This window comes from Vibrio sp. M250220 (assembly GCF_036533795.1).
Classification (GTDB): Bacteria; Pseudomonadota; Gammaproteobacteria; order Enterobacterales; family Vibrionaceae; genus Vibrio.
In genome coordinates, this window is the sequence record NZ_JATABI010000006.1 from 78,514 (window position 1) to 102,911 (window position 24,398).

The 24,398-nt window shown below is 44.2% G+C and carries 26 protein-coding genes and 1 pseudogene; 9 read left to right on the top strand and 18 right to left on the bottom strand.

Annotated features, from left to right (window positions below):
- The first annotated feature begins 46 nt into the window (after positions 1–46).
- Positions 47–485: pseudogene (gene tnpA / locus QTN94_RS04205) on the top strand (IS200/IS605 family transposase).
- An 86-nt stretch (positions 486–571) separates the two neighbouring features.
- Here the strand turns inward: tnpA and QTN94_RS04210 are convergent.
- The gene (locus QTN94_RS04210; RefSeq protein ID WP_331426992.1) at positions 572–1,777 is read right to left on the bottom strand and encodes a cystathionine beta-lyase; all 1,206 of its coding nucleotides are present in this window, start codon (positions 1,775–1,777) and stop codon (positions 572–574) included.
- 68 nt (positions 1,778–1,845) lie between these two features.
- On the bottom strand, positions 1,846–3,300 hold the full coding sequence (gene cls, locus QTN94_RS04215; RefSeq protein ID WP_331426993.1) for a cardiolipin synthase: 1,455 nt from the start codon (positions 3,298–3,300) through the stop codon (positions 1,846–1,848).
- A gap of 366 nt (positions 3,301–3,666) precedes the next feature.
- Between cls and QTN94_RS04220 the strand changes: the two genes are divergently transcribed.
- The 4 genes from QTN94_RS04220 to QTN94_RS04235 all read left to right on the top strand — a co-directional run bounded on the left by QTN94_RS04220 (position 3,667) and on the right by QTN94_RS04235 (position 8,593).
- Positions 3,667–5,097 (top strand): sodium-dependent transporter, encoded by a 1,431-nt coding sequence (locus QTN94_RS04220; protein WP_138970338.1) that lies wholly within the window; start codon positions 3,667–3,669, stop codon positions 5,095–5,097.
- 151 nt (positions 5,098–5,248) lie between these two features.
- A complete protein-coding gene (locus QTN94_RS04225; RefSeq protein ID WP_331426994.1) occupies positions 5,249–6,865 on the top strand; it encodes a methyl-accepting chemotaxis protein in 1,617 nt (538 codons plus the stop codon).
- An 88-nt stretch (positions 6,866–6,953) separates the two neighbouring features.
- A complete protein-coding gene (locus QTN94_RS04230) occupies positions 6,954–7,649 on the top strand; it encodes a TIGR01621 family pseudouridine synthase (RefSeq protein ID WP_331426995.1) in 696 nt (231 codons plus the stop codon).
- A gap of 11 nt (positions 7,650–7,660) precedes the next feature.
- A complete protein-coding gene (locus QTN94_RS04235; RefSeq protein WP_331427019.1) occupies positions 7,661–8,593 on the top strand; it encodes a class I SAM-dependent methyltransferase in 933 nt (310 codons plus the stop codon).
- Positions 8,594–8,801: 208 nt separating this feature from the next.
- Here the strand turns inward: QTN94_RS04235 and QTN94_RS04240 are convergent, their stop codons facing one another.
- The 5 genes from QTN94_RS04240 to QTN94_RS04260 all read right to left on the bottom strand — a co-directional run bounded on the left by QTN94_RS04240 (position 8,802) and on the right by QTN94_RS04260 (position 13,543).
- Positions 8,802–9,425, bottom strand: a complete 624-nt coding sequence (locus tag QTN94_RS04240) for a CDP-alcohol phosphatidyltransferase family protein (RefSeq protein WP_331426996.1) — start codon at positions 9,423–9,425, stop codon at positions 8,802–8,804.
- Entirely contained in the window at positions 9,418–10,065 is a 648-nt protein-coding gene (locus QTN94_RS04245; protein WP_331415871.1) for an ATP-binding cassette domain-containing protein, read from the bottom strand. Before QTN94_RS04245 ends, QTN94_RS04240 begins: the two co-directional genes overlap by 8 nt.
- Positions 10,031–11,740, bottom strand: a complete 1,710-nt coding sequence (locus QTN94_RS04250) for an ABC transporter permease (protein WP_331415870.1) — start codon at positions 11,738–11,740, stop codon at positions 10,031–10,033. The genes QTN94_RS04245 and QTN94_RS04250 overlap by 35 nt, the downstream gene beginning before the upstream one ends.
- Before the next feature lie 10 nt (positions 11,741–11,750).
- Entirely contained in the window at positions 11,751–12,893 is a 1,143-nt protein-coding gene (locus QTN94_RS04255) for an ABC transporter substrate-binding protein (RefSeq protein ID WP_331415869.1), read from the bottom strand.
- A 203-nt stretch (positions 12,894–13,096) separates the two neighbouring features.
- A complete protein-coding gene (locus QTN94_RS04260) occupies positions 13,097–13,543 on the bottom strand; it encodes an META domain-containing protein (RefSeq protein WP_269377331.1) in 447 nt (148 codons plus the stop codon).
- A gap of 195 nt (positions 13,544–13,738) precedes the next feature.
- Here QTN94_RS04260 and QTN94_RS04265 point away from each other — a divergent pair, with 195 nt between their 5' ends.
- Positions 13,739–13,987, top strand: coding sequence for a DUF1289 domain-containing protein (locus tag QTN94_RS04265; RefSeq protein WP_331415868.1), 249 nt, complete (start codon positions 13,739–13,741; stop codon positions 13,985–13,987).
- A gap of 21 nt (positions 13,988–14,008) precedes the next feature.
- Entirely contained in the window at positions 14,009–14,158 is a 150-nt protein-coding gene (locus tag QTN94_RS20630; protein ID WP_443088779.1) for a DUF1289 domain-containing protein, read from the top strand.
- A gap of 8 nt (positions 14,159–14,166) precedes the next feature.
- On the opposite strand, the gene QTN94_RS04270 is transcribed toward QTN94_RS20630, so the two are convergent.
- From QTN94_RS04270 to QTN94_RS04310, 9 genes are all read right to left on the bottom strand, one after another.
- A complete protein-coding gene (locus QTN94_RS04270; RefSeq protein WP_269377334.1) occupies positions 14,167–14,388 on the bottom strand; it encodes a hypothetical protein in 222 nt (73 codons plus the stop codon).
- Between the two features lie 316 nt (positions 14,389–14,704).
- The gene (locus QTN94_RS04275) at positions 14,705–15,265 is read right to left on the bottom strand and encodes a VC2662 family protein (RefSeq protein WP_269377335.1); all 561 of its coding nucleotides are present in this window, start codon (positions 15,263–15,265) and stop codon (positions 14,705–14,707) included.
- A 210-nt stretch (positions 15,266–15,475) separates the two neighbouring features.
- On the bottom strand, positions 15,476–15,883 hold the full coding sequence (locus tag QTN94_RS04280; protein WP_331426997.1) for a GspS/AspS pilotin family protein: 408 nt from the start codon (positions 15,881–15,883) through the stop codon (positions 15,476–15,478).
- Between the two features lie 2 nt (positions 15,884–15,885).
- A complete protein-coding gene (locus QTN94_RS04285; RefSeq protein ID WP_004746701.1) occupies positions 15,886–16,182 on the bottom strand; it encodes a YciI family protein in 297 nt (98 codons plus the stop codon).
- 105 nt (positions 16,183–16,287) lie between these two features.
- Positions 16,288–16,680, bottom strand: coding sequence for an acyl-CoA thioester hydrolase YciA (yciA, locus tag QTN94_RS04290; protein ID WP_331415866.1), 393 nt, complete (start codon positions 16,678–16,680; stop codon positions 16,288–16,290).
- A gap of 101 nt (positions 16,681–16,781) precedes the next feature.
- Positions 16,782–17,306, bottom strand: coding sequence for a septation protein A (locus QTN94_RS04295; protein WP_331426998.1), 525 nt, complete (start codon positions 17,304–17,306; stop codon positions 16,782–16,784).
- A gap of 110 nt (positions 17,307–17,416) precedes the next feature.
- Positions 17,417–17,641, bottom strand: a complete 225-nt coding sequence (locus tag QTN94_RS04300) for a hypothetical protein (RefSeq protein WP_138970393.1) — start codon at positions 17,639–17,641, stop codon at positions 17,417–17,419.
- Positions 17,642–17,899: 258 nt separating this feature from the next.
- Positions 17,900–20,416, bottom strand: coding sequence for a response regulator (locus tag QTN94_RS04305; protein WP_331427020.1), 2,517 nt, complete (start codon positions 20,414–20,416; stop codon positions 17,900–17,902).
- Positions 20,409–21,608 (bottom strand): acyl-homoserine-lactone synthase, encoded by a 1,200-nt coding sequence (locus QTN94_RS04310; protein WP_331426999.1) that lies wholly within the window; start codon positions 21,606–21,608, stop codon positions 20,409–20,411. The genes QTN94_RS04305 and QTN94_RS04310 overlap by 8 nt, the downstream gene beginning before the upstream one ends.
- Before the next feature lie 571 nt (positions 21,609–22,179).
- On the opposite strand from QTN94_RS04310, the gene ihfA reads away from it, so the two are divergent.
- Positions 22,180–22,476 carry an integration host factor subunit alpha gene (gene ihfA / locus QTN94_RS04315; protein ID WP_331418553.1) on the top strand — a complete coding sequence of 99 codons (297 nt, stop codon included), beginning with the start codon at positions 22,180–22,182 and terminating at the stop codon, positions 22,474–22,476.
- A 126-nt stretch (positions 22,477–22,602) separates the two neighbouring features.
- Here ihfA and QTN94_RS04320 read toward each other — a convergent pair whose 3' ends face one another.
- A complete protein-coding gene (locus QTN94_RS04320; RefSeq protein WP_138970360.1) occupies positions 22,603–22,923 on the bottom strand; it encodes an HI1450 family dsDNA-mimic protein in 321 nt (106 codons plus the stop codon).
- A 2-nt stretch (positions 22,924–22,925) separates the two neighbouring features.
- Positions 22,926–23,492, bottom strand: coding sequence for an elongation factor P-like protein YeiP (gene yeiP / locus QTN94_RS04325; RefSeq protein WP_138970361.1), 567 nt, complete (start codon positions 23,490–23,492; stop codon positions 22,926–22,928).
- A gap of 133 nt (positions 23,493–23,625) precedes the next feature.
- Here yeiP and QTN94_RS04330 point away from each other — a divergent pair, with 133 nt between their 5' ends.
- Positions 23,626–24,393, top strand: a complete 768-nt coding sequence (locus tag QTN94_RS04330; RefSeq protein WP_331427000.1) for a nucleotidyltransferase domain-containing protein — start codon at positions 23,626–23,628, stop codon at positions 24,391–24,393.
- Positions 24,394–24,398: the final 5 nt, after the last annotated feature.

The following is a 24,398-nucleotide window of genomic DNA, read 5'->3' on the forward strand; positions in this document are numbered from 1 at the left end:
TAGAAGTAATACTCTTATTCACCACAAGTAAGAGGAAACAAGTAACATGGGCGATTATAGAAGTTCATCACACGTCTACTGGCGATGTAAATACCATATAGTTTGGACTCCAAAATACAGGTTCAAAATTCTTAAGGGCAACGTAGCCAAAGAGTTGTACAAGTCAATCTACATACTCTGCAATATGAAGGATTGTGAGGTACTGGAGTTAAATATTCAGCCTGTTCATGTTCATTTGGTTGTCATCGTCCCACCAAAAGTTTCTATTTCAACGTTAATGGGCACCTTGAAGGGACGGTCCGCAATTCGCCTGTTCAATAAGTTTGCTCATATTCGAAAAAAACTATGGGGAAATCATTTTTGGGCGAGAGGATACTTTGTTGATACGGTAGGTGTGAACGAAGACATAATTCGGCGTTACGTTAGACATCAAGACAAATAAAGACCAAGAGTATGAGGCTCAGTTGGAGTTGAAGATGAACTAACAGCGCGGAGACGCCCCCTTTGAGGGGGCTGAAAGCCAAAGCCGCCTTCTAAGAAGGCGGATTTTTACTTTCGCCAATGGCTGCGCTTAAGCTGTGGCTTCTTTTTCTAGCAGCAGCGCGTTGTAACGTGCGAAACCAACTTCAAGGTCTGCAATAAGATCGTCAACATTTTCCAGACCAATATGTACACGTATTAGTGTGCCTTCAAAATTAGGATTGGCAACGGTGCGCAGGTTATCAAAACTTTTAGGTTCGTTGGCTAAGATTAAACTCTCAAATCCACCCCAAGAGTAACCCATACTAAAGTGCTGCATACCATCAAGTAATGCGGTAGTTGCACGTGGATAGCTGGTTTTTAGAACAAACGAAAACAGGCCGTTACCGCCGGTAAAATCACGGTTAAAGAATTCGTGGCCTGGGCAAGAATCCAAGGCAGGATGACGCACGTGGTCAACTTCAGTTCTTGTTTGGAGCCACTGTGCCACTTTGAGGCTGTTTTCTGCGTGTTGGCGCATGCGAACGTCGAGTGTTCGTATACCACGCAGCCCAAGGTAAGCGTCATCCGGAGAAACACACTGACCCATTAAGTAGCTTTGTTCGCGAAGTTGGTCCCAATGCTTCTCGTTGGCTACCGCGGTTCCAAGCATCACGTCTGAGTGACCGACAATGTATTTGGTCGCCGCTTGAATAGAAATATCGACGCCGTGATCAAATGGTGAAAAGTTCACTCCCGCAGCCCATGTATTGTCGAGCATGACAATCATCTCATTTTCATGAGCGATACGCGCTAGGGTAGGAACATCTTGAACTTCCATCGTGATAGAGCCTGGAGATTCCAAAAACAGGATCTTGGTATTGGGTTTGATGAGGTTGCGAATCTCTTCACCTATGGTTGGCTCATAGTAGGTGGTCTCGATTCCCATCTTCTTGAGGATCTTATCACAGTAGTCGCGTGTCGGCTCATAACAGGTGTCAACCATCAAAATATGGTCTCCTGTTTCGACAAATGACAGAATAGCGTTAGCAATCGCTGCTGTACCGCATGGGTATAACGCACAGCCAGCGCCGCCTTCGATTTCTGTCATTGCGTCTTGAAAAGCAAAATGCGTATTGGTACCACGGCGACCGTAGAAGAGAGTTTTGTTCGCTCGGTTGACGGTTGCATGGTGTTTTTCCGCAACGGTATCGAAGACCACAGTTGAAGCGCGTTGAACGGGTGGGTTGACAACCCCATTAGTCCATTTTTTGTCGCGGCCTGCCGTAACATACTTGGTCTGTTTGCTTTCTGACATTGGAAGTCCTTATCTATTAACGCATTGCCATATTTAAACCATGGCAAGGCGTCAATATCAAGCACGGATCAGAGTAGAGGGTTAAACAGGTAAAAAACTCGTTCCAAAAAGCGCGAATAAAGAGTGCGTTTTTGCCATTGTTCGATGTCGACCTGATGAGATTGATTGATGTAGCTTTGCTGAAGCCACAACATCTCTTTGGTAAAGGCTTCATCGTCAATTGCTAATGTCAGTTCGAAGTTTAGCCATAGACTACGCATGTCCATATTAACAGTGCCCACTAAGCAGAACTGTTCATCGATCACGACTGACTTAGTGTGGAGTAGACCACCATAAAACTCGTAAATTTCGACCCCTGCACTAAGCAATTCACTGTAGAAGGCACGAGAGGCCCACTGAACCATGATGGAGTCATTCTTATGCGGGATGATCAACTCAACTTTAATACCCCTTTGAGCGGTCATTTTGAGTGTTTCTAGTAAGTCAGAACTTGGCACAAAATAGGGTGTGGTAATTCGAACGGAATGATTGGCCTGATTGATTGCTAATGTGAGCACCTGGGATATTAGGTGATCAGGCATCCCTGGACCAGACGGAACGACTTGAATAGGGTGCTGAGGTTCGTTCGGGTTAATGCGGCATTCTGGTAACTGAGGAAAACGACGAGAGCCAGTTTCCACTTCCCAATCCCAGCAGTGAATTGCTGATAGCACATTGACGGTAGGGCCCGTTATACGAACCATAATATCAATCCACTGACCGACACCAGAATCTTGCTTGAAGTACGCCGGATCAACCATGTTCATTGAGCCCGTATAGGCAATTTTTTCATCAATAACGATGATTTTTCTATGCTGACGTAAATCGAGGCGGCGTAAGAATATACGCCATGGACTGACTTCTAGAGCTTGAACGACTTCGATACCAGCATTGTTCATCATCTTTAACCACTCGCTGCGGAAAAAGCGTGGACTACCAGCGGAATCAAGCAGTAGCTTCACGTTTACACCACGTTTGGCTGCTCTGATTAAGGCAGATGCAACGGAGTCGGCTAGTCCACCCGGATGCCAAATATAGAAAACCATTCGAATACTTGATTGCGCATTTTCGATATCGTCGATGACCGAATGGAGGATTTGTTCGGGCGAGCTTTGTAGTGACAAGGAGTTGCCAGACAATGCAGGCAAGCCCAATCGGTTATTACACAGTTCGTCTATACGGTAAATATGACGGCCGAAACTCTCGGGTGAGTGAGCGTGGCAGTCATTGAGTTTGGCGAACCATTGTGCAAAGGGAGACAGCATCTCCTTTGCTCTCTCTGCCCGTTTACGGCCGAGGTTGAGTTCACCAAATAGGAAATAGCAAGCGACACCTACAATCGGAATGATGTAGATAACCATTAACCAGGCAAGCGACACACTCACCGCTCGGCGCTTTAGTACAACACGGATGGTTACACCTGCAACGAGTATCCAGTAAAAGACAATGCCAGCGAGAGTCAGGAAGTGATAAAACTTTTCCATTCAGATACCTAGGTAATATATAGCACTCCAATATTAGAGCTCACGGCGCGCTAGGACAAGTCACAAATTAGTGGCGGTAGAAACTATACGGAATGAATGCTGAAAAGCACAAATATGTTATGTGAATGTAAAATCTGGTGTTTGGCGGGTGTTATAGGCGAAAAAAACAGCATTTAAACACAATCTTTACATTTATGGTGGAAAAATATACTGTTCGGGCTTCCAATTTTAATCTTAAACTGTTTTACTTGCTACAACGTTAGCGTCACTGACAAGTTTAATAAGTGTAAAAAAAATTATACAACCACTTTTAAAGACGCCTAACAGAAGCAAACACAACTTAAAACATGATTTAATGGAGTAACCATGGCTACAAGTACAAGTGCACAGCCCCGTGATACATGGGGGTCTAAACTAGGCTTCGTCATGGCCGCAGCAGGTTCTGCTGTTGGTTTAGGCAACATATGGAAATTTCCTTACACAGCGGGTGAGAGTGGCGGCGGTGCGTTCGTTGCAATTTACCTACTTTTTGTAATTTTTATCGGCTTTAGCGTAATGCTTACAGAATTCGCTATTGGTCGAAAGACAGGTCTATCAGCAGTAGGTGCGTTCAAATCGACTGACCGTCGTTGGACCTTTACTGGGGTAATGGGGGTTCTAAGTGGCCTACTGATCATGGGTTTCTACCCTGTCGTAGGTGGTTGGGCTCTTGCATACATCTTCAAAGTGGGTGGTGGTCTACTAAGCACACCTGAAGCAATCGGTGATAGCTTCGGTAGCTTTATCTCAGATCCTGTTCAGCCACTTATGTGGATGGGTATCTATCTAGCTTTCAACATCATTATCGTAATGAAGGGTATTTCAGGCGGTATCGAGAAAGCGGGTAAGATTCTAATGCCGCTTCTATTCCTAATTCTGATCGTTGTGTCGGTAAAAGGTTTGATGCTACCAGGTGCAATGGCAGGTCTAGAATTCCTATTCATGCCAGACTTTTCAAAAGTAGACAGTAATGTTGTTCTAGCTGCGCTAGGTCAGGCATTCTTCTCACTAAGTCTTGGTATGGGCTGTATGATGACCTACGGTTCTTACCTGAAGAAGAAAGAGAACTTAGTTCAGACGACAGGTATGGTGACGGCTATGGATACGGGTGTTGCGATCCTAGCAGGTGTCGCGATGTTCCCAGCAATGTTCGCGTTCGGTATGGAACCCGCAGCAGGTCCTGGCTTGGTGTTCGTTGTTGTACCTCAGCTATTCGCTGAAATGGGCGGCGTAATCGGTTTACTATTCGCTCTAATGTTCTTCATCGCACTAACGGTAGCAGCACTAACATCTTCAGTTTCTCTTCTTGAAGTTGTTGTATCTTACCTAATCGATGAAAAAGGTATGAAGCGTTCAACAGCAGTACTTAGCTCAAGCGTAGTAATGGCTTCACTATGTGTGTTCGCTTCACTATCTCTAGGCGGTGTAGGTCCAACATTATTTGGTACAGGTGCATTCGATATTTTTGACTTGTTAACCGATAAGATCTTCCTAGCGGTTGGCGGTATGTTGGTGTGTATCTTTGCTGGCTGGCGTCTATCTCGTGCAGACCTTGAGAAAGAAATCACTAACGACGGCGAAGTATCATTCCCACTATTCGGTCTATGGTACAACTTGGTTAAATACGTGATTCCAGTTGCTATCGCTATTGTTGCCTTCATGGGTGTCAAGTCAGGCTTCGATAGTGGCAAAGGTGAAATCATGCTGTTAGGTCTTGGTATCATCGCGGTTGCGGGTATCTTCTCTAAGAAGCTATAAATCTGTCTAAAAAGCGGACCTAACTAAAAACCTCCCACTTGGGAGGTTTTTTCGTTTTAGTTAATAACCTTGTTAAAGAAGTATAATATACAGCCGATAAGTCATATAGATTCTAAATTTACCTAAAGCATTCAATAGAGGAAGCTACATAGTGAAATGGTCTGTTCGAAGTAAATTGTATGCCGGGTTCGGCTGTATTCTTGCCATTATGACTATCATGGCAGGTGTTATCTGGATGGAAGTGAATCAGTCACATGCTGTTGCTGATGAAATTAGAAAAGATGATGTTCCTGAAGTGGTTGGCTACTTGAGTTTAATTGATGAGGCGGGTGATGTGTATCGAGATGCAACGGGAGCCATTACAGGCGTGCCGAGCGCATTTGACGATTACAAAACCAATAAGCAAGAATTTGCTGATGCAATTACTCACGTGAAAACATTAGAGACTCAAGGAAAGTCAGATTATCAACGTGTTGAAAAAATTGAACAACTGATGCGCGGTTTTACTCAAGGGTTTGAGCGAGATATCGTACCTTTGTTGGGTAACAAAGATGCGTTAGAGCAAGAAATTACAGCATTGCGGGAGTTGTACGAATCTTACCTAGCGCCAATCGAAGCACTGCTTGATGGAGCTTCATCAGAATCAATTGAAGGCACGGACGGTTCTCTTCTTGGGCTGATGGAGTCATTTAACACCATTGAAAATACGATCTTAATTCTGTTTGTTATCGCATTGATCCTGACTTGTACCATTGCGTACTTGCTTTCAAACTCAATTACCACACGTCTCACCAAGTTAGATAGTGTGGCGCAAAAGGTCGCTAACGGCGATCTGACAGCAGAAGATATTGCCGATAAATCGGGCGATGAGCTGGCAAACCTAGCGGTGTCGATTAATAAGATGCAAGCTTCGTTAACCACACTGATTGGTAGCATTTCATCAGTCGCGGTTGAAGTGAAAAGTGTCACTAGCGAACTATCAAATGTCAGCCAAGATATTGTACAAGGCGCCTCATCCCAAGCAGGCAAAGCTAACTTGATAGCAACTGCAGCAGAGGAGTTAAGCTTAACGATTGCAGAAGTTGCACAGCAAGGAACAGCCACCTTTGAAGAGGCACAACGCTCAGAAGGCAGCGCTGAATCAGGTCGTCAGATTATCACTGAGATGGTCGATTCTATTCAGCAGGTGAGCTTGCAGATGACAGAGATGTCAAAGCAGATGAATGGCCTTGGTAAACATAGTGAGCAAATCGGCTCAGTGATTCGAGTGATTGAAGATATTGCTGGACAAACTAACTTGTTAGCACTTAACGCTGCGATTGAAGCGGCTCGTGCTGGAGAGTTTGGTCGTGGCTTTGCTGTGGTTGCTGATGAAGTGCGAGCACTGGCTGAACGTACGACTAACGCGACAAAAGAAGTGGGCGGCATTATTCAGCAGATTCAATCAGGCACTCAAGAGGCTGTAACCTATACGGTTGAGAACTGTCAGTTGGTTGAAATCGGTGTAGAGCGTAGCTCTGGAGCGGTAAGTGTGCTAGAAGAAATCGTTGCTGGAGCTGCCAACGTGCAGGCGATGGTTAACTCGATTGCTACTGCAGCAGAAGAGCAGACGGCCGTGACTAAAGAAATTGCTGCGGATATCACTGCGATCAGCGATATATCAGAACGCTCTCTTCAACTGGCAAATAGAAGCTCACAAAATGTTGAAGGTTTAAACTCTAAAGTGGCAGAGTTAGAGCTGCTAGTGGGTAAATTCAAACTAAGTTAGCACCTAACTGGTTTAGAACCGCACACTTGAAACTGGCTTTCACATGGATTATGGGTATACTCGTGCGTCCAAAGTGGAGCCAGTTTTAATGTTCGATATCTTACACACTCACACTGATTTTATTGTCATCAGCAAACACCCCAATGTTTCAGTACATAAGGATGATGGCGATACCATGCTACTGCAAGAAGTTGCCAAACTGACCAGTGACGCGAAGCTCTATCTCATCCATCGTCTAGATAAAATGACTTCAGGTATTTTGCTATTGGGTCGAAGTTCTTCTGCCGCCAGTGAACTCTCACAGATGTTTGTACAGCGCAGCGTAGAAAAGTACTATCTTGCGATTGGTAGTAAGAAGCCGAAAAAGAAACAAGGGCTGGTGAGTGGTGATATGGAGCGTTCACGCCGCGCTTCATGGAAGCTGCTTAACTCTCAGACTAATCCTGCCATTACTCAGTTCTTCTCATCAGCCGCAGAGCCGGGTGAAAGACTCTTCTTATGCAAGCCACATACTGGAAAGACGCACCAAATCAGGGTGGCGTTGAAATCTGTCGGCTCTGGCATCGTCGGCGATCCTATTTACAATGCAGGTTCCGAGTCGGACCGTGGTTATCTGCACGCTTTTGCGCTGCGTTTCACTTATCAACAACAAGATTTTAAATTTATTTGTGACCCAAGAAACCAAAGTGTTTTAGGGAGTAAATGGAACACTGATATCACATGCCAAGGTATCGAATCTTGGCTTACACCATGGGAGTTATCATGGCCGAAGATAAACAAATAACACCAATCGCGATGCAGGATGAACACTTACCGTGTTTCTTTGCACAACTGACCACACAACTAGAGATGGTGCCGAATGAAGTAAGACGTTTGTTCCATGGCCGTGGGCGTCGTTTTGATGGCTTAGAACAGTTAACGTGTGATTGGATTCAAGGCCAGTTAATTGTCAGTATCTTCAAAACCGTTGATGATCAATTTTTAAAAGCGCTTAAAGCGGGTTTGATGGAGATTGCTCAGTCTGCTCTCTGGGTTGAGAAACAGGGGCAAGCAATAGTCATTCAGCACCGATATGCGGAAGGCGCGCCTTCTGAAGTACTGCTTGGCGATTTAAACAGTCGTCCAGTTGTCGTTGAGTCGCAGTTGAAATACCAGCTTGATATCGGACGCAACCAGAACACGGGCCTGTTTTTGGATATGCGCTATGGACGTGACTGGGTAAAGGCAAACGCCAAACATAAAAATGTACTCAACTTATTTGCTTACACTTGCGGTTTCTCCGTGGCAGCGATTGAGGGTGGGGCTGATCAAGTGGTTAACGTTGACATGTCGAAAGGTTCACTGGCGAAAGGAAGAGAGAACCACAAACTCAACGGTCACAATATTAATCAGGTAAAGTTTCTCGGCTACGACATTTTCCGCTCATGGGGGAAAATCAAAAAAATGGGTCGTTACGACCTTATTATTATTGACCCACCGTCGTTCCAAAAGGGTAGCTTTGCTTTAACTAAAGACTACAAACGTATCTTGAGAAAACTCCCAGAACTATTGGCTGAGGAGGGGCAAGTGCTCGCGTGTGTAAACTCACCGCAAGTGACTTGCGATTTCTTGATCGATGGCATGAAGGAAGAAGCGCCTACATTGAATTTTGTTGAGCGTCTTGAGAATCCACCAGAATTCGCAGATGTGGACAGTGAAGCGTCATTAAAAGTTATGTTGTTTAAATAAAAAGCGCCCTTTAAGGGCAACCCCTATCACTTACAGTGGTTGGAACGCACTGGATAGCGAACCATACTCTTGCGAACGGCCCTCAATTTGGGCCGTTTTTTCGTTCTATCGTACGACAGCCCATAGCCACTATCAGCCAAACGAGCTACCCGCTCATTGTTCAAAAAGAGCTTCGCGCCCATTTAGCGAGCCTGTTTCAAGCCTTACGTTAAGCCTGATCACGGCTCTGTTTTAAAGTAATAAAACCCGAATAAATTCGAGTTAGAGTTGTAAACCAGCATGCTGCACCAAACAGGTAGGCAATCAGTGCAAAGTGGTTAGGAAGCAAGCAGAATAAGATAAAGCACGCAATGGTTTCTGTCCCTTCTGTCAGACCACTCATGTAGTAAAGAGATTTGTGCTGATAGACTGGATTTTCAATGCCTCGTTTCCCTGCCATGACTGCGAAGGCCAAAAAGCTGCTACCGGTACCGATAAACGAGAAAATCAAAAATGCACCCGCAACGGCATTTTGCTCAGGGTTTGCCAATACGAACCCAAAAGGAATGAGCGAATAGAACAGAAAATCGAGACTAATATCGAGAAAGCCGCCCGCATCTGTTATTCCTTGAATACGCGCCAGAGCGCCATCCAGGCCATCGCAGATTCTATTGGCGATGATGAGTAGCAGTGCCAGAGTATATTGCTCAAAAATCAACGCTGGGAAGGCGACGCAGCCAAGCGCAAAACCAAACATCGTGGTTTGGTTTGCGGTGATACCACATCGGTCTAAGAGATTTGCTGACTGTGCCAACGGCCAGCGAATAACTTTGATACTCAAACGATCAAGCATGAACCGTCTCCCATGGCCAAGTTAGGCAACGGCTATTGTCGGGAATGTCGGTTTCATCATGAGTGACCATAAGCGCAGGGATGTCTGCTTTTTTGAGTTGCTCCACAACCCATTGACGAAACTGAACTCGCAACTCTCTATCCAGTTTACTAAATGGCTCGTCTAGCAAGGCCAGATTAGGTTTAGCGAGTAGCATTCGAGTTAGGCTAATTCGCGCACGCTGCCCCCCTGAAATCTGGTCGGGAAAAGAGTCCGCCAAGTTGGTGAGTGAAATGTTTTTCAGTGCCTTCATCGCCTGCTCTTTACGCGCAGCGCCTTTGACTTCATTCGGTAATGAAAACGCGAGGTTTTCCCATACAGAAAGGTGTGGAAACAGTAAATCATCTTGGAACAAAATCCCGACCTGACGTTGATGCGCTGGCAACGAGTCAATCGGCTTTTGATTCAACGTGATTTGACCTTGGTAGGTGAAGTCACTGCTTAGGTGCCCGGCAATCGCATCAAGCAAAGTTGATTTACCGCAGCCACTTGGTCCCATTAGCGTGACAATTTCTCCGTTATTGATTTGAAGGTTCAACGCGTTAAACAGTACCTCACCACTTTTGTTACAGATGACGAGGTTTTTGAGACAAAGGCTCATTGGGTAGCAATCCTTTAATAGACAATCTACGGTATTTAACCTGAAGTCGGCTGAGTACCATAGCGATAGAGAAGAAAATGAGGGGCAACAATGCTTGCCACAACGCATAAATTGCGGTGACACGACGGTCAAAACCACTCGAAAGCGCTACGGCTTCAGTCGTTATCGTGCTTATCCTCCCCGCGCCTAAAACTAGCGTAGGTAAGTATTGTGCCAAGCTGACACTAATACCGATAGCCCAAGCAAAAAGCACCGCGGGCAACAATATCGGTAACTTAATCTGCCACCAGACTTGAATCGGGCTTTTACCCAAACTTAGGCCGACACGGGTCAAGCCATTGTCGAAGCTGCGCCAAGGGCCATCCAGTGAGAGGTAGACGTAAGGAAAGGCAAAAAATACGTGTGCCCAGCACACCCAGAATAGGTAAGCACTACTGTTTAGATAGAGCGTGACTACCTGAATACCAAATAGAATCGAAAGTTGTGGGATTAACATTGGAATCGCAATCACGTATCCAGGTATCTGTCGATGATGTCTTTGGTGGTACTCGTGAGCCGCTAACGCAAGCAACAGAGCAATACTGGCACTGACTAATGCGATTAACAGGCTTTGATTGAGCGCGCTAAAAATACCCGCCCACTCATATTGCCAGAAGCGCAAACTAAACTGAGTAGGAAGTAGGTCAGGGAATCGCCATCTCTGAGCAAAGCTCCACAAAACCAAGATGGGTACTATAGCCAGACTTAAAACGAGCACAATGCTGAAGGTGGACTTACCTGGCAGATCCATTCCTGAACGCCCTGAATATTGCCAATGTTTGAGCCCTTTTGTGATCACCCATTCGACGATTCTGGCGAATAGAATCAGTACGCTGGCGATAAGAAACAGTAATGTCGCACCCGATGCAGCGCGAGGAAGTTGAGCTAAATCTGGTTCGTTAAACCACTGCCAAATTAAAACAGCAAAGGTTGGAGGATTGGTTGGACCGATAATCAAAGCGACATCTACCACTGAAAGGCTGTAGGCAATCACAGCCAACATCGGAAAGCGAAGTTTGGCAAACCATTGTGGAAAGATGCATTTCCACCAAGTCTGCGCCCTAGAATAACCCAGTGACAGGGTTACTTTTTCGGTTTGTGACACTTTTAGCTGCTGTAGAATTGGGATGCTCATCAGCAATAGGAAGGGAATTTCCTTTATAGCCAGCATGAGAACCAGTCCTATTGCATAAGGATCTTTGATCACAAAGGCGAGATCAGAGACAGATTGTGCATTCGGATCATAGCCAAACAGATGGTACAACGATCGAGCCACCAATCCGGTTGGAGAAAAAAGAAAGGCAAAACCAATAGCAAAAGCGACGTGTGGCATAGCGAGTAAAGGGGATAACGTCAGCTCGATTTTACGCCAAAATGGATGATGCCAACTAGAAAGCAGAATCGCAAAGGTCGCTAAGCAGGCAAGATAGCTACTAGCAAGAGTCGAAAAGAGCGTGAGACCCACTGACTGTCCGATGCCCTGCCAAGCGAAAACTGACTCAAAGCCATTTAATGAAAAGGACTCAAGTCCAATGGGCGGAATATAACCAAACGCAGCCACTACCACTCCGGCAAGTCCCGGAATGGTAGGCAAGATGCAAATTAGAATAAGAGAAAAGTAGATTGCGCGTAACATCGAATCACTTCTAGTTTCCGTAACGTTTAAGCCATTCTTGCTCTAACGCATTTTGCCAACTTGGGTGAGGCTCGGCGATAGATTTGAACTGCTGAGTATTTTTGGCCGTTCCAGTGAGATATTGGCTACTCAATACGGATGGATCGCCCCAAATCTTAGTATCCCCCTTGCGTGATTGGGCATCTGGGCTTAACAAAAAGTTGATGGCGACTTGTGCCCCTGCGCTCGCGTTGGCATTCCATGGAATCGCTAAGAAGTGAATGTTCGATAGTGCACCGTTATCCATCGCATAGGCTTGGGTTGAGTTCGCAAGATTGCCATTTGCTTGGGCGGAATACACAGCATTAGGGTTGAAGGTGATAGCTAGATCGATCTGGCCATCGTCGAGCAACTGAATTGACTCTGTTGTACCTGATGGAAATTGTTTACCCCCACGCCAAGCCACTTTGTGGAATTCATCCAAATATTGCCATAAAGGTTGAGTAATGATGGCAAAACTCTTCTCATCAATTGGCTGCATTAACGAAGCGTCGTTGTTGGTCAGTTCAATCAGCAGTGCTTTTAGGAAGCTGGTGCCATGGAATTCTGGTGGGCGAGGATAGCTTAGGCGATTTGGAAAAGCGTTCGCATAGCTTAACATCTCATTAAACGAAGTCGGTGGGTTATTGAGTTTCAACTTGTCATGAATAAATACCAGTTGCCCCACACCCCAAGGTGCTTCTAAGCCTTCTGTAGGTTCAGAAAAATCAACGTCTATCGGCAATGTTTTGTCGACATATTGCCAATTAGGTAGGCGAGTTGTAAATGGACCAAACAGCAATTGATTGTCTTTCATTGATTTGAAGTTTTCGCCATTGATCCAAACCATATCAACGCTACCACCGCTGTTTTTTCCTGCGGCTTTTTCAGCAATTAGGCGGCTGGTGGTTTCAGCAATATCCGTAACTTTAACGTGTTGCAGTGTGACGCCGTATTGAGATTGAAGCTGGCTATTCGCCCATTGGATATAGCGGTTAATTTCTTGGCTGCCTCCCCAAGCGTGGAAGTATACCGTTTGTCCTTTTGCTTGTTCGATCGTTTGCTGCCAAGTATCAGTTGCGAATGATGAAAAAGACACGATTAATGTTGAAAGTAAAGTGATCAGCCTTGTCATAATGGTCCCTGTTAGTTGGTTGTTGCTATCGGCCATTGAGTTAGACCGGAACAATTCACTTATTCATTCATTATGACTGAAAAAAGATAGGTTTATTATATATTTGAGGTAAAAGTGGATGGATCGTGTAAAAAGTGAGTCGCAATAAGTAAAAAAGCAGCCCGAAAGGCTGCTTCTAAAATAGGATGACTTGACGCGTCGAATTAGTTTTTCCAATCGCTCAATTTGAACGTAAGCGTGTGAACGTCGTTTTTCAGTACCATTGAATCATTGGTCAATGTCATGTCACTCCAGTCAGAGAGTGTTTGAGAAAATGCTTGTTCAACGTCCATCACATCGCCGACGCACATTTTCATGGTCATGCCCATCTTTTCAATGCGGAACTGGTTGTCTTTTAGTTCAGCTTGACCAAAGAAGTTATTACAGCCCGCGTTACCATTCGCTGTCATCTTTTCGCCAACCTCTAGGCGAGGAGCTTGCTGGCGGCCTTCTAGTACAATATCTTTACCGTCAATGCTAACCAACTCCCAGTTGTGGTGTTGGAGATCCTGAGCTGTAATTTGTTTCACATCGTCACCATTGCTTGCACATGCGGTCACTACAACAGGTAGGGTAATTGCTGCAAGTAACATTTTTGGACTAAGCTTCATAATAAATCAACTCCAATAAGTAGATAATAAGCCTTTTAGCTTCGGCTTTGATGGTTTCAGTATAATTAATAAAACACTGTTTTTGTCAGAGGAGAGTCATAGTTTGGTCTAAATCACATATTGGAACTTATTGATAAACATCTAATTATAGATGCCGTAGAGTGTAATTTGTGCTTTTAGCAAATGGGTGACCGTTTGGAACAGTTAGAGTTTTTTGTCGTACCAAGTCCTTGCGTAGGCGTATGCACAGTAGATGAAAAAGGCTACTGCAAAGGGTGTATGCGTAAAAGAGAAGAGCGCTTTAATTGGTTAACCATGACGCCCGCCCAGCAACTGCATGTCATCAAGCTATGCCGACAGCGATACCTGAGAAAAATCAAACGAGATTCAGTAGATCGCATCGATCAAGATAGTACGGATAGCCCTCAACAAGCTCTTTTTTGAAATCAAATACCCAACCCTTGTATAGGCTATTGTCAAGTTGACACAAAAGGTTTCTGTTTAGGCTGTGGTAGAAGCCGTGAAGAACGTTATCTTTGGTACCAACTGACCGAGACAGAACAAAGAGAGATTTTACTAAGAGTGTGCGTACAATCTCTCTATCCCGTTAAATAGACGCCTACTTACTTTAACCCCCATCGGTCGCTAACCCATCCTCCGGCGTGCTCATCAAAATGGCTACCAGAGAAACGATGGTTAGCTTCGGTATGCTTTTCGCAAGAGGGTTGATCGTCGATCAAATGCTGAATATAACTTGCCATTGGATCACCGCTTTTCAGCCGGTCTTGCCTGGTGGCAACTTCTTTAATCAACTGAAGACGGTATGAGTTACTAGCACGTTTCATGCGGTGATCCTCCTTGGTTATGACACTAATATGAAAAGTTAGAAGTGGATGTTTCCAGCGTCAATCTAATTTGATTATTTTTTGTTCTATTTTGGTTTTTAAGAACTCTGTTTCAGTTATGAAACCATGATCAAAATGGGCTATTGCATTGAAATTAGAAGGGGAGTTGCACGGAGACTGAAAAAGGGTAGTGAAATAAAAAATTCACATAAATTTATTGCGACTTTACTTTGTGATCATTTGCTACTAAGGCCTATTTGGGGAACAAAAAAAACCAGTCGTATATTACGACTGGTTTGAGATGAAGATTGGAGTGTTACTTAGCGAAGTTCACGATTGGGAAACAAGGTAGGAAGCCGTTATCAGCACAGTTGATTAGGCCGATTTGAACCCCTTCAATTTTACTTGTCTTGTTGAACACGCCTACTTGAACGGTTGACTCGCTCGACAGGTTAACCGCCCCCACGTCGACCATGGTGTCGCCTTCAGAGTAGTTAACAAAACTCACGTTTGCGCCATTCACGTTGTTGGTAATGTTAACCGCACCAAGGTTAACCCCGGTAGTTAACCCTTCATTCCAGTTGAATAGACCAAGAGAGGCGCCGGTCATTTCTTGATTCACTTTTGAAGCGCCTAAAAAGAGGCCAAAGTTAACGCCTGTTGTTGTATTGGTCTCAGACATACCGACAATCGCAAAGTCGACACCTTTCACTTGGTCTACTTTACCGTGTAGAGCTGCGAGACGAACGCCAGAAACTTGTGAGTTATCTGGTGCATTAAAATCATTGATAGAAGAGAACATCACTGGGGATGAAGCAACAGCGAAAGAAGAGGCGAACGCTGTAGAGATAGCCACTGCAGTAAGAATTTTTTTCATAATAACTCCAAGTATTAGCTGTGTATCCAGATTAAAGACCAATGTGTATCCGCATTAGCCTACTTTGTAAGCATAGTCAGTATGTTAAGACTGCGTGAAATATGATCTGTGTGACTATATTATTGAACTTATTGTACAGCAATCCGTTGAGTTTGGGGAATAAAAAAACCTCGCATAAGCGAGGTTTTGAATTTGTATACACAACTGCGGTTAGCGTTTGGCGTTCAAACAGCGTTCATGCGTGACTATCTCGTCTGCAATCAACTGGCCTCGGCTGTTACGCATTTTAATCCGATAACTCAATCCAACCTCTAAGTTAGCTTTGGTGTCGGCAACAGTACAATACGTGTTGATGCTGTTGTTCATGACCTGCGTGGCAGGCTTTGCACCGAGGGCATCAGCGTTGTAAACCATCATAATCTCAACGGTTGAACCATTAGAATTTGCGCGCATTATTGAAAGCGGCCCCGCTTCTAGCGGAAGCTTAGACGCCAGTAGATTAGCGCGAGTATTCGCCAACAGCGAGAGTTGACGCTCTTTCTCGGCTGAAGCAGAAGAGCATCCAGCAACAACCAGTGCGACCATTAAGATCGAGAGAGTTTTAAACACAGATGGCATAATTAGAAGACTTTCTTAAAAGGTTTAACAATAACCTTTTCGTATACACCAGCTTCAATGTACGGATCAGCATCAGCCCACTCTTGCGCTTGTTGCAAAGAATCAAACTCTGCAATAACGGTGGAACCAGTAAAACCAGCTTCACCAGGGTTGTCAGAATCAATGGCAGGCATAGGCCCCGCCGTTAGCAAACGACCTTCATCTTGCAGTGCCTGTAAACGCTCTAGGTGAGCAGGGCGGACACTCAGTCGTTTTTCTAATGAGTTCTCTACGTCTTGTGAAAAGATGACATACCACATGTACAGATATCCTTATATCGATGATGTAACCGTTGGTGGTTACTCTACCTTAAATACTGGTTTTTAAAAGTATTGATTTGGTGTTATTTCGTCTATGCCATGAACTTATTGTACTGGTCGAGGTTTGCCATCTGCGTCAATAGCGACATAGTTAAATGTGGCGTCACAAACCATAAAGCGATCTTCAAGACCGTGCTCTTTTACTGGTTTCACCCACACCTGTAAGTCGATACTCATTGATGTACGACCAATACGTGTACATTCACCGTAACAGCAAACCACATCTCCAACACGAACAGGTTTCTTAAAAGTGATGCTAGAGACGGACACTGTCACGATTCGACCTGAAGAAATTTCCTTGGCGAGAATCCCTCCAGCAAGGTCAAGTTGAGACATAATCCAACCGCCGAAAATGTCGCCATTGGCATTGGTATCGGCTGGCATGGCAAGGGTTCTAAGTAGGAGCTGACCTTTTGGTGTATTAATTTCTTGGCTCATTTTGACATCCACTACAAACGACACAGTGACCAAAGTGGTCGCTGTAAAAGAGGTATTGTAACAAAACTATTCACTTATTCGCCAGCGCTCGCCTCGTTGTTCTATTTTGGTACATGCTTGTAGATATAGAGCCCGGTCACTAGGGTGAACGCAAACGTGGCAGCGAGTAAGCCAAACACCTTAAAGTTTACCCAGATATCCAATGGTAACTGAAATGCGACATAGATGTTTAAAGCGGCACAGAAAGAGAAAAAGGCAACCCATGCCCAAGTGACCTTAGCCCACACAGGTTCAGGAAGAGAAATTTCTTTGCCCAGCATCCCTTTGATCGCAGACTTGCCTAAGAGGTGGCTGACGGCAAGACCAATAGCAAACACCATGTAGACGATGGTCACTTTCCACTTAATGAAATTGTCATCGTGTAAGAAAATTGTCATTCCACCGAATACGGCAACCATCAAGAAGGTGATGAACTGCATTTTCTCGATTTTCTTATAGATCATATAGGTCAAAGCGATTTGAACCGCGGAAGCAATGATCAGCGCCCCTGTTGCGACGTAAATATCAAACAGCTTATACAAAGCGAAAAAGATAATTAGGGGGATGAAGTCGATGAGTTGTTTCATTGGCATGGTCTTTTGTGTAACAAGAAGCCCTCAGTCTAACCAAATCTCTGGTTAAGACAAAGGGCTTAATGGCAAACTCGGGTTTCTCTACTAACAGCAAGGTAGGGAGATTAGGCTATGTAACGCTTGTAATCTTCGAGATAACCTTCGCTACGCAAACTGTCTACCGTAAATTGCAACTCTTCGTCACTCATAGCAAAACAACTGGATTTGCCTGTCATGCCGTTGAGGTATTCGTGGTACTCAAGCTCGGTGAAGTGGCCAATACGGTCCACGAGCAGAGTCTTGATTCCGTGATGAATCAGACGATAGTAGGTGTGACGCTGAACTTCCATAACAGTACCTCTTACATCAGCGCAAAGAAGAATCTTTGCCGCTTTTACTTCGTTGTACGAAAGAAAGCATAATCGGTGCCACTTGATGTTCAAATTAATCACAACCCGATGATTGGTGCCGTTCGCCGTTAATAGAGATGGATACCGCTGCTGAAAATTCGTTCGCGGTACGGTTTCAGATATGCAAAATGCGAGTCGAATTGAGAGCAGAATTGCCAATTGTTTGACAGGCGCATCTGCTCTTTTGCTATACAGTGGCTACGAATGAATTTCTTGTCCTAGAGTTGACTTCAGAATGGTATCGAGTGCGTCTTTGGTTGTTGGTTTTGATAGGCGTCCATCCATAAGCTCGCTCATCCTTTGCACATCTTTTTCTCCGGATTCACCAGAAAGAGCAATGATAGGGATAGCTGGATATGACTGACGTATAATGTTTGCTGCCTCAAAACCATCCATAATCGGCATCTGAATATCCATAAACACCAGATCAATGGGATTGCTTTGGATGATCTCGATTGCGACTTTACCGTTGTTAGCAAGCACAACACCATAGCCAAGCTGCTCCAAATAGAGCTTAACGAGTGTCCGCTGAATCTCTTTGTCATCCACGACCAAAATCATATGTGATGACTTAGCAACAAAACCTAGTTCACCTTTTGCCACTTGAGGATTAATTGGTGGGGCAAAATCGATCGCCGTTGGTGCGATAGGTGACGTTTTTATTTCATCAAGTCGTACGCTAGAAGAAGGGAAGGTCAGAGTAAATTCTGTAAATTCGCCTGGTAGAGAATGACAACTTATTCCACCCCCAAAGGACGTCATGACGCGTTGACAGTAGCCTAAACCTAGCCCACTACCACCACTCTTATTGTGGCTGAAAAAGTCATCGAAAATACGTGAGAGTAAAACCTGAGGAATACCAGGTCCAGAGTCTCGGAAGATGACATGATTTTCATATAGGCCGACTTCAGTACGGATTTCGATCCTGCTTTTTGGGTACGAATCAAAATAGTAGATAGCATTGCGTAATAGGTTGAACAGCACAAAATTAAACAGGGTATCGTTGATCTTAACGACAAAGTCATTCTCAAGGTTCAGCTCTATCCGATTAAATTCATCTTCGCTCTCAAAGCCATATTGATTGATCGCACTATGAATGGCGTGACGAATAGAGGTCGCTTCCGATGGCTCTTGATCGAGAGATGAGCTATTGACCTCCCGAAGAATGATGTCAATCAGTTGTCTGCCGCGACGAATCGCTTGCTTGCCACTATGAACATGACGAAACAGATCATTCTGGTCTTTGATGTTATTCAGTTTGCTTTCCAGAGATTCAAACTCATATTGTACTTGTGCGAGAGGATTTCTCATCTCATGGGCGATAGAGTTAGCAAGTGCCTGTGACTGTTTAACTTTACGCTCATAGTTTATGTGCACTTGAACTTTTTTCAGTACCCTCTCCAGCGCTCGCAGCTCTTCGAATGAGAAATTAACGTCACCTTGTTTATGACTTGAGACTAAAACGTGAGAGAGTTTGTTCTTACCTTCGTAAATCGGCAAGACCAATGCTGAATCCATCTGATTCATATTGGTATGCAAATTGGAAAGCTCGGCGTTACTGGTTTGTTCTATTGCGTCTTCCAACTCGTCGATCACCAAAGGCGTCGAATGATTTTCAAAGTACGTGCGATAGAGACTTGCCCCTTGATAGTCATCGAGTAATTTCAGCTTGTCACTTGGCACTCCAAGGTAGCTAGCCAATGCTTCTATCGCTTTCGATGGTGAGTTTTGAAACTCTTCTTCTAAATGGGCAATTTTATCTGTAGGGGGCGTAGATGAACCGTACAGAACGAAGCTGAGACAACTTCTCATCACTTGAGACGCGTATGGCCATGAAATACCAATAGTGATCAGCAAAGTAATCACCGTAGCGGTGCTGAGATAGTCGAGGGGCTTAAACAGCGCGATAACTCCCGTGTAAGCCGCAGCAGTAAGCAGTAAAGAGCAAGCAACCAAACACAGGTAGCGAAAACTGTAAAAACGAGAGGCCAGTATCGCATAGCCCATAAATAGCATTTCACTGACTGACAATGCAGGTGGCAGCCAAGTCAAGGAGAAGTCATTAAAGAAGTAAGTGAAACCCAACTGTATGACCGCGGTAGAGGCCATGAAAATGGTCATTCCGAGGATCATGTAGTTAATCCGAGTGCGACGGATGCGGTTACTTGATCGCTTGATGGATAATAGATTGGCAAACGTTAAAGCAAACAGCAGAGTCAAACCAATGAAGAATGGTTGAGTATAATGGCCAAATTCAAGTACAAATCGGCTTGGCCCCTCTATCGTCACACCTAAGATAGTCAACCCGGGAATAAGGTTTACCACAGTACACATCACAATAATTGTGGTGGCGAAGGCGAGCTGCCACAGACTGGTATGGCTGTCTGTGTAATGTGCTCTCAGTTTTGCAGAAAAAAAGTAGGCAGAGCCAAAGGCCAGCAGTGCTGACAAGTTAGCGATAACGGCCATTGTAATGGCACTTTTTGCTCCCCAATCGGGCAACAAGCCAGTATGAAAATACGCGTTGCTGCAAATCCAGACAAACAAGCCCAATGTGTAGGAGACATAGTAGAGATACTGCTTGATGCTAGAAAAGCCATGTTTTTTCGCCAGCGTTGAACAGAAATAGCCTGCCCAGACAAAAACCAGTAGTGCCGTTAGTATTAACACCACTGCCTTTGGATAAAGTAGATGAGTGGTTAAGTAACTAAGCATAGTGAGGTTTGTGTCCATGATTTCGATATTTTCTTAGCTGACGGATGGTGAGTTTTTTGTAGCTTTTATAGCTCGCTCTCGCTAGCTCTTGATTGAGTGGTTGGATAAACCACAGTCCTTTATAGGTGGCAAACTCTGAACTAGAAACGTGGCTCGTACTGAGCTGACTGAACACCGTTTCGCCTAAGCTCAAATAGTACTGAATCATTAAAGGTTGCTCAATCACAACAAATGCAATTTTATAACGGAGTGAGAACAACTGTTCCATTAAACGCTTCTGAGCCAAATAGAGATAGAAAATCATCTGAGACTGATTGCCGCTAACGGTAAGACGGATGACTTCACAACACTGTTGGTGTGACACTATCTTCTGCCACAACGAGTTTTCAAAATGGGCAGATGAATGCCTTGGAATGTCTTGATTGTCTAACAAACCGTGGTCAGTAAGTTGGTCGACGGTTTTTTTTGTTGCAAGCAATTGCCAACTATCGGTTTGAAAAAATGGGGAAAAGTAGAGCCACTGTTCAGCGTGTGTATGGTGATTTATTTTGGCGCTGGCGACTATCAGTGCGCTATCTGAATCTGCTACTCGAGTTGCCAAAATGAAATGCGTTCCGCAGGTTGATTGATTGATCTCATAAAGCATTTCATACCACTTATGTTGCCAGACAAAGGTCGAAAGGTTAATCAATACAATGGCATCGGGCAGTGTAAGAGCGTGTTGGCAGTGTAAGGTATAATAGTGTTTTTTGTGATGCTCAATACAGTCGATCACACTGTCAAAATAGTCTGCTTCGTTGTGAGAGAGATTACGCTGTCTCTGGTCAAGAGCGGAATCATTTAGTGAATGGTAGCCTTTTTTGAGTTTCCAAATCTTATATCCGCACCAAGCTTGTGCCCAGTCATCAAACAGAAAAAGCGCATCTTGCTCAATTTGATGCCACTCTTTTGTACCAATACTCAGGGGACGCTTAAGCTCCGCGTAATAAAATGGAGACATCAGCTTTGTCGCGATGTTTTTGTCCTGCAATGTCGGATCACTTTCGCAGACTAGACGTAGACGTTCATTCAGTATTTGTTGGAAAAACAAGTCACTGTTATCGCCAAATAATCGATCTATTTGCGTAAATAAAGCGTATGCGTCGTCCGCGACTCCTGATGAGGCAGGAGCAGGGGTGTTTGTGTTAGCCATAGACGTTTGTCGTATATTTTTGTTTTTAGATGGCTAGTATTAATACAGATGAATATGTGTGCAACCAAATTGGTATAAATAATTCATATTTAACATGATAATTAATCAAATCGGTGATGTTGAGCACATAAGTATTCGTCTAAATAGCAAGCTGATGAGGCGCAGTTAAAGCACCCTTTAACACAGCATATTGCATGGTAACAAGGTTCATTATCTATGCTTGTAGGACTTTAAGACCCGATTGCACCATTTTTCTTATCCACATCAATGCTTTATTTGCAACAATAATTTCATTTAGAGGATTGTACTGACTAAAATGTTAATATTGCGTTAATGTACTGAAGTACAAGATAATTTTGCCGAGCCATTTGTTGTTAATTCTGTTGGTGATAGAGACTATGTCGTTGTTTTTTACGGTTCAACTCTGCTCATTGAAGAAAAAAGTTGGCGTAAATCATAAGCTTGGCATACACTTTCCAAGGTAAAGCCGATAGGTTGTTGATTGGCTTGGTTAAAAGTTTTGGCGCTGCCTTTGGGTGGCAATGTTTAACACAGCTTTGAGGAAAGTTTTATGGCGCTCACAAAGGCCGATTTGGCTGAGAACCTGTTTGAAAATCTTGGATACAGTAAACGGGATGCCAAGGAAACGGTTGAGGCGTTTTTCGAAGAAATTCGTAAGGCACTCGAAAGTGGCGAGCAGGTAAAACTGTCTGGATTTGGTAATTTTGATCTGCGTGACAAGAATGAACGTCCAGGTCGAAACCCGAAGACAGGTGAAGACATTCCCATCAGTGCTCGTCGCGTAGTAACCTTCCGCCCAGGGCAGAAATTAAAAGCCCGCGTTGAAAATATTAAGGTTGATGACTAAGCCTCTGATAAGTTTCAGTTTATCCTGCTTGATAGATTAGGCATTGAGCGTATGATTCCACGCTCCTAGGTCTCAATAACAAAACACCCCAGCCAAGGCTAGGGTGTTTTTGTTTGTGCGCTAAGTCTAGTCACGTTTCCAAAGAGCGTGGCAAAACTTGTGTTCAGGATCACGACTAATCAAAAGTCGTGCAAAAACATCATCAAGCACATCGTCTTCTTCGTTTACGAGACCAATACGCACTTCAGCATAAACTTCTTTGTCGACGTCAAAGCCAACATGCTCTGCCCAGTCATCACCTGTTTCAACTAACTCCGCAGCACCACGGTCATCAAATTGCGCAGTGAACAGGATCACATCAGCTGGCTCAAGATTGTCAGGCGCCATTTCCAAGAATATGTCGTAAGCGGTATCAATCGCGTCGTCGTAAGACATTAATTCAGCCATGACTATGCGCGGCTCATGTATTTACGTTCAGTCGTGTTGATCACGATGCGGTCACCCGTTGCAATGTACTCTGGTACTTGAACAGTAAGGCCTGTAGAAAAACGAGCCGGTTTAGTACGAGCAGAAGCTGATGCGCCTTTGATAGACGGGTCTGTTTCTTCGATAACGAGCTCTACTGATGCTGGAAGTTCCAGACCAACCGCATTGCCATTAACAAGAATGATATGTAGACCTTGGATCTCTTCAGTTACAAATAGCAACTCGTCCTCAATCTCTTCTTTCTTGAATGTGTATTGAGTGTAGTCTTCGTTATCCATAAATATGTATTCATCGCCATCTACATATGAGAAAGAAGAAGCACGTTTGAACATGTCGACAGTTTCTAGAACGTCATCTGATTTGTAGCGTTCGTCAACGCGAGCACCTGTTGTTAGGTCTGTACAGCGCAGTTTGTAGATTTTTGCGCCGCCACGACCACCAGGAGTGGTTACTTCGATGTCTTTAATTAACAATGTTTTACCATTAGATTCGATAGCAAAACCTTTTTTAAGCTCACTTGCCTTTGGCATGAACAATATTCCTTAGTATGTTAGGTAGTGGCAGCATTATATACTGACCCTGTTAAGGAAGGAATATCTTGATTCATCCATCGTGGTGAGCGAACATTAAGGCATTGAGTTCGATTATTTTGTTATCAATCAAATGCATTTATCCACTATTGACCCAAAACAAGCCTTTCAGCCTAAATATCAACCCGCCATTGATGATTTGGTGAGCTTTTTAACCAGTGGGTTAGGGGATAACCTTCACAGCGTCTACTTGTATGGTAGTGTGGCACGTAAAACCGCCAAACCAAATCAATCGAATATCGATGTGGTTGTGGTGACTCACCGTGGATTCTCCGATCTCAGAACAACCCTATTTAACTCAATCAAATGGCGCTTTCAGAAAACTCACCCCCATATTACCGAAATTTCATTTAAAACCGCACTGGCACAAGATGTTGCGAGTCTTGACAGTATTTTCTCGTGGGGATTCCTATTACGCCACTGTGCGGTGTGTGTGTATGGTGAAGATTTATCTGAGTGTTTTGGTGATTACGAACCTAGCTGGGAGATTGCCAAACATTGGAATATGGACGTAGAAGATTGGGTAGCCGTATATCGTAACCGTATTGCTCGAGCGGATAAGCCAGAAGAACAGGTCAAAGCACAGAGAATTATCGCGAAAAAGTTATTGCGAGCAAGCTATTCTTTGGTGATGTACAAAGACAAACAGTGGTTCGAAGATCCTATCGAATGTGGTCAGCAATTTTTACGTTATTATCCTGACAAACAAGTCGAGATTGAAAGACTGGGTATTCTGTTGTCAGGAAGGTTGATTGCGAAACGCTCAGTCATTGGCATTCTTGATGGTTTTGGTGACTGGCTAGCAAAGCAGTATAAAAAGACCGAGTTTAGAGTCGGCTAAAGAAA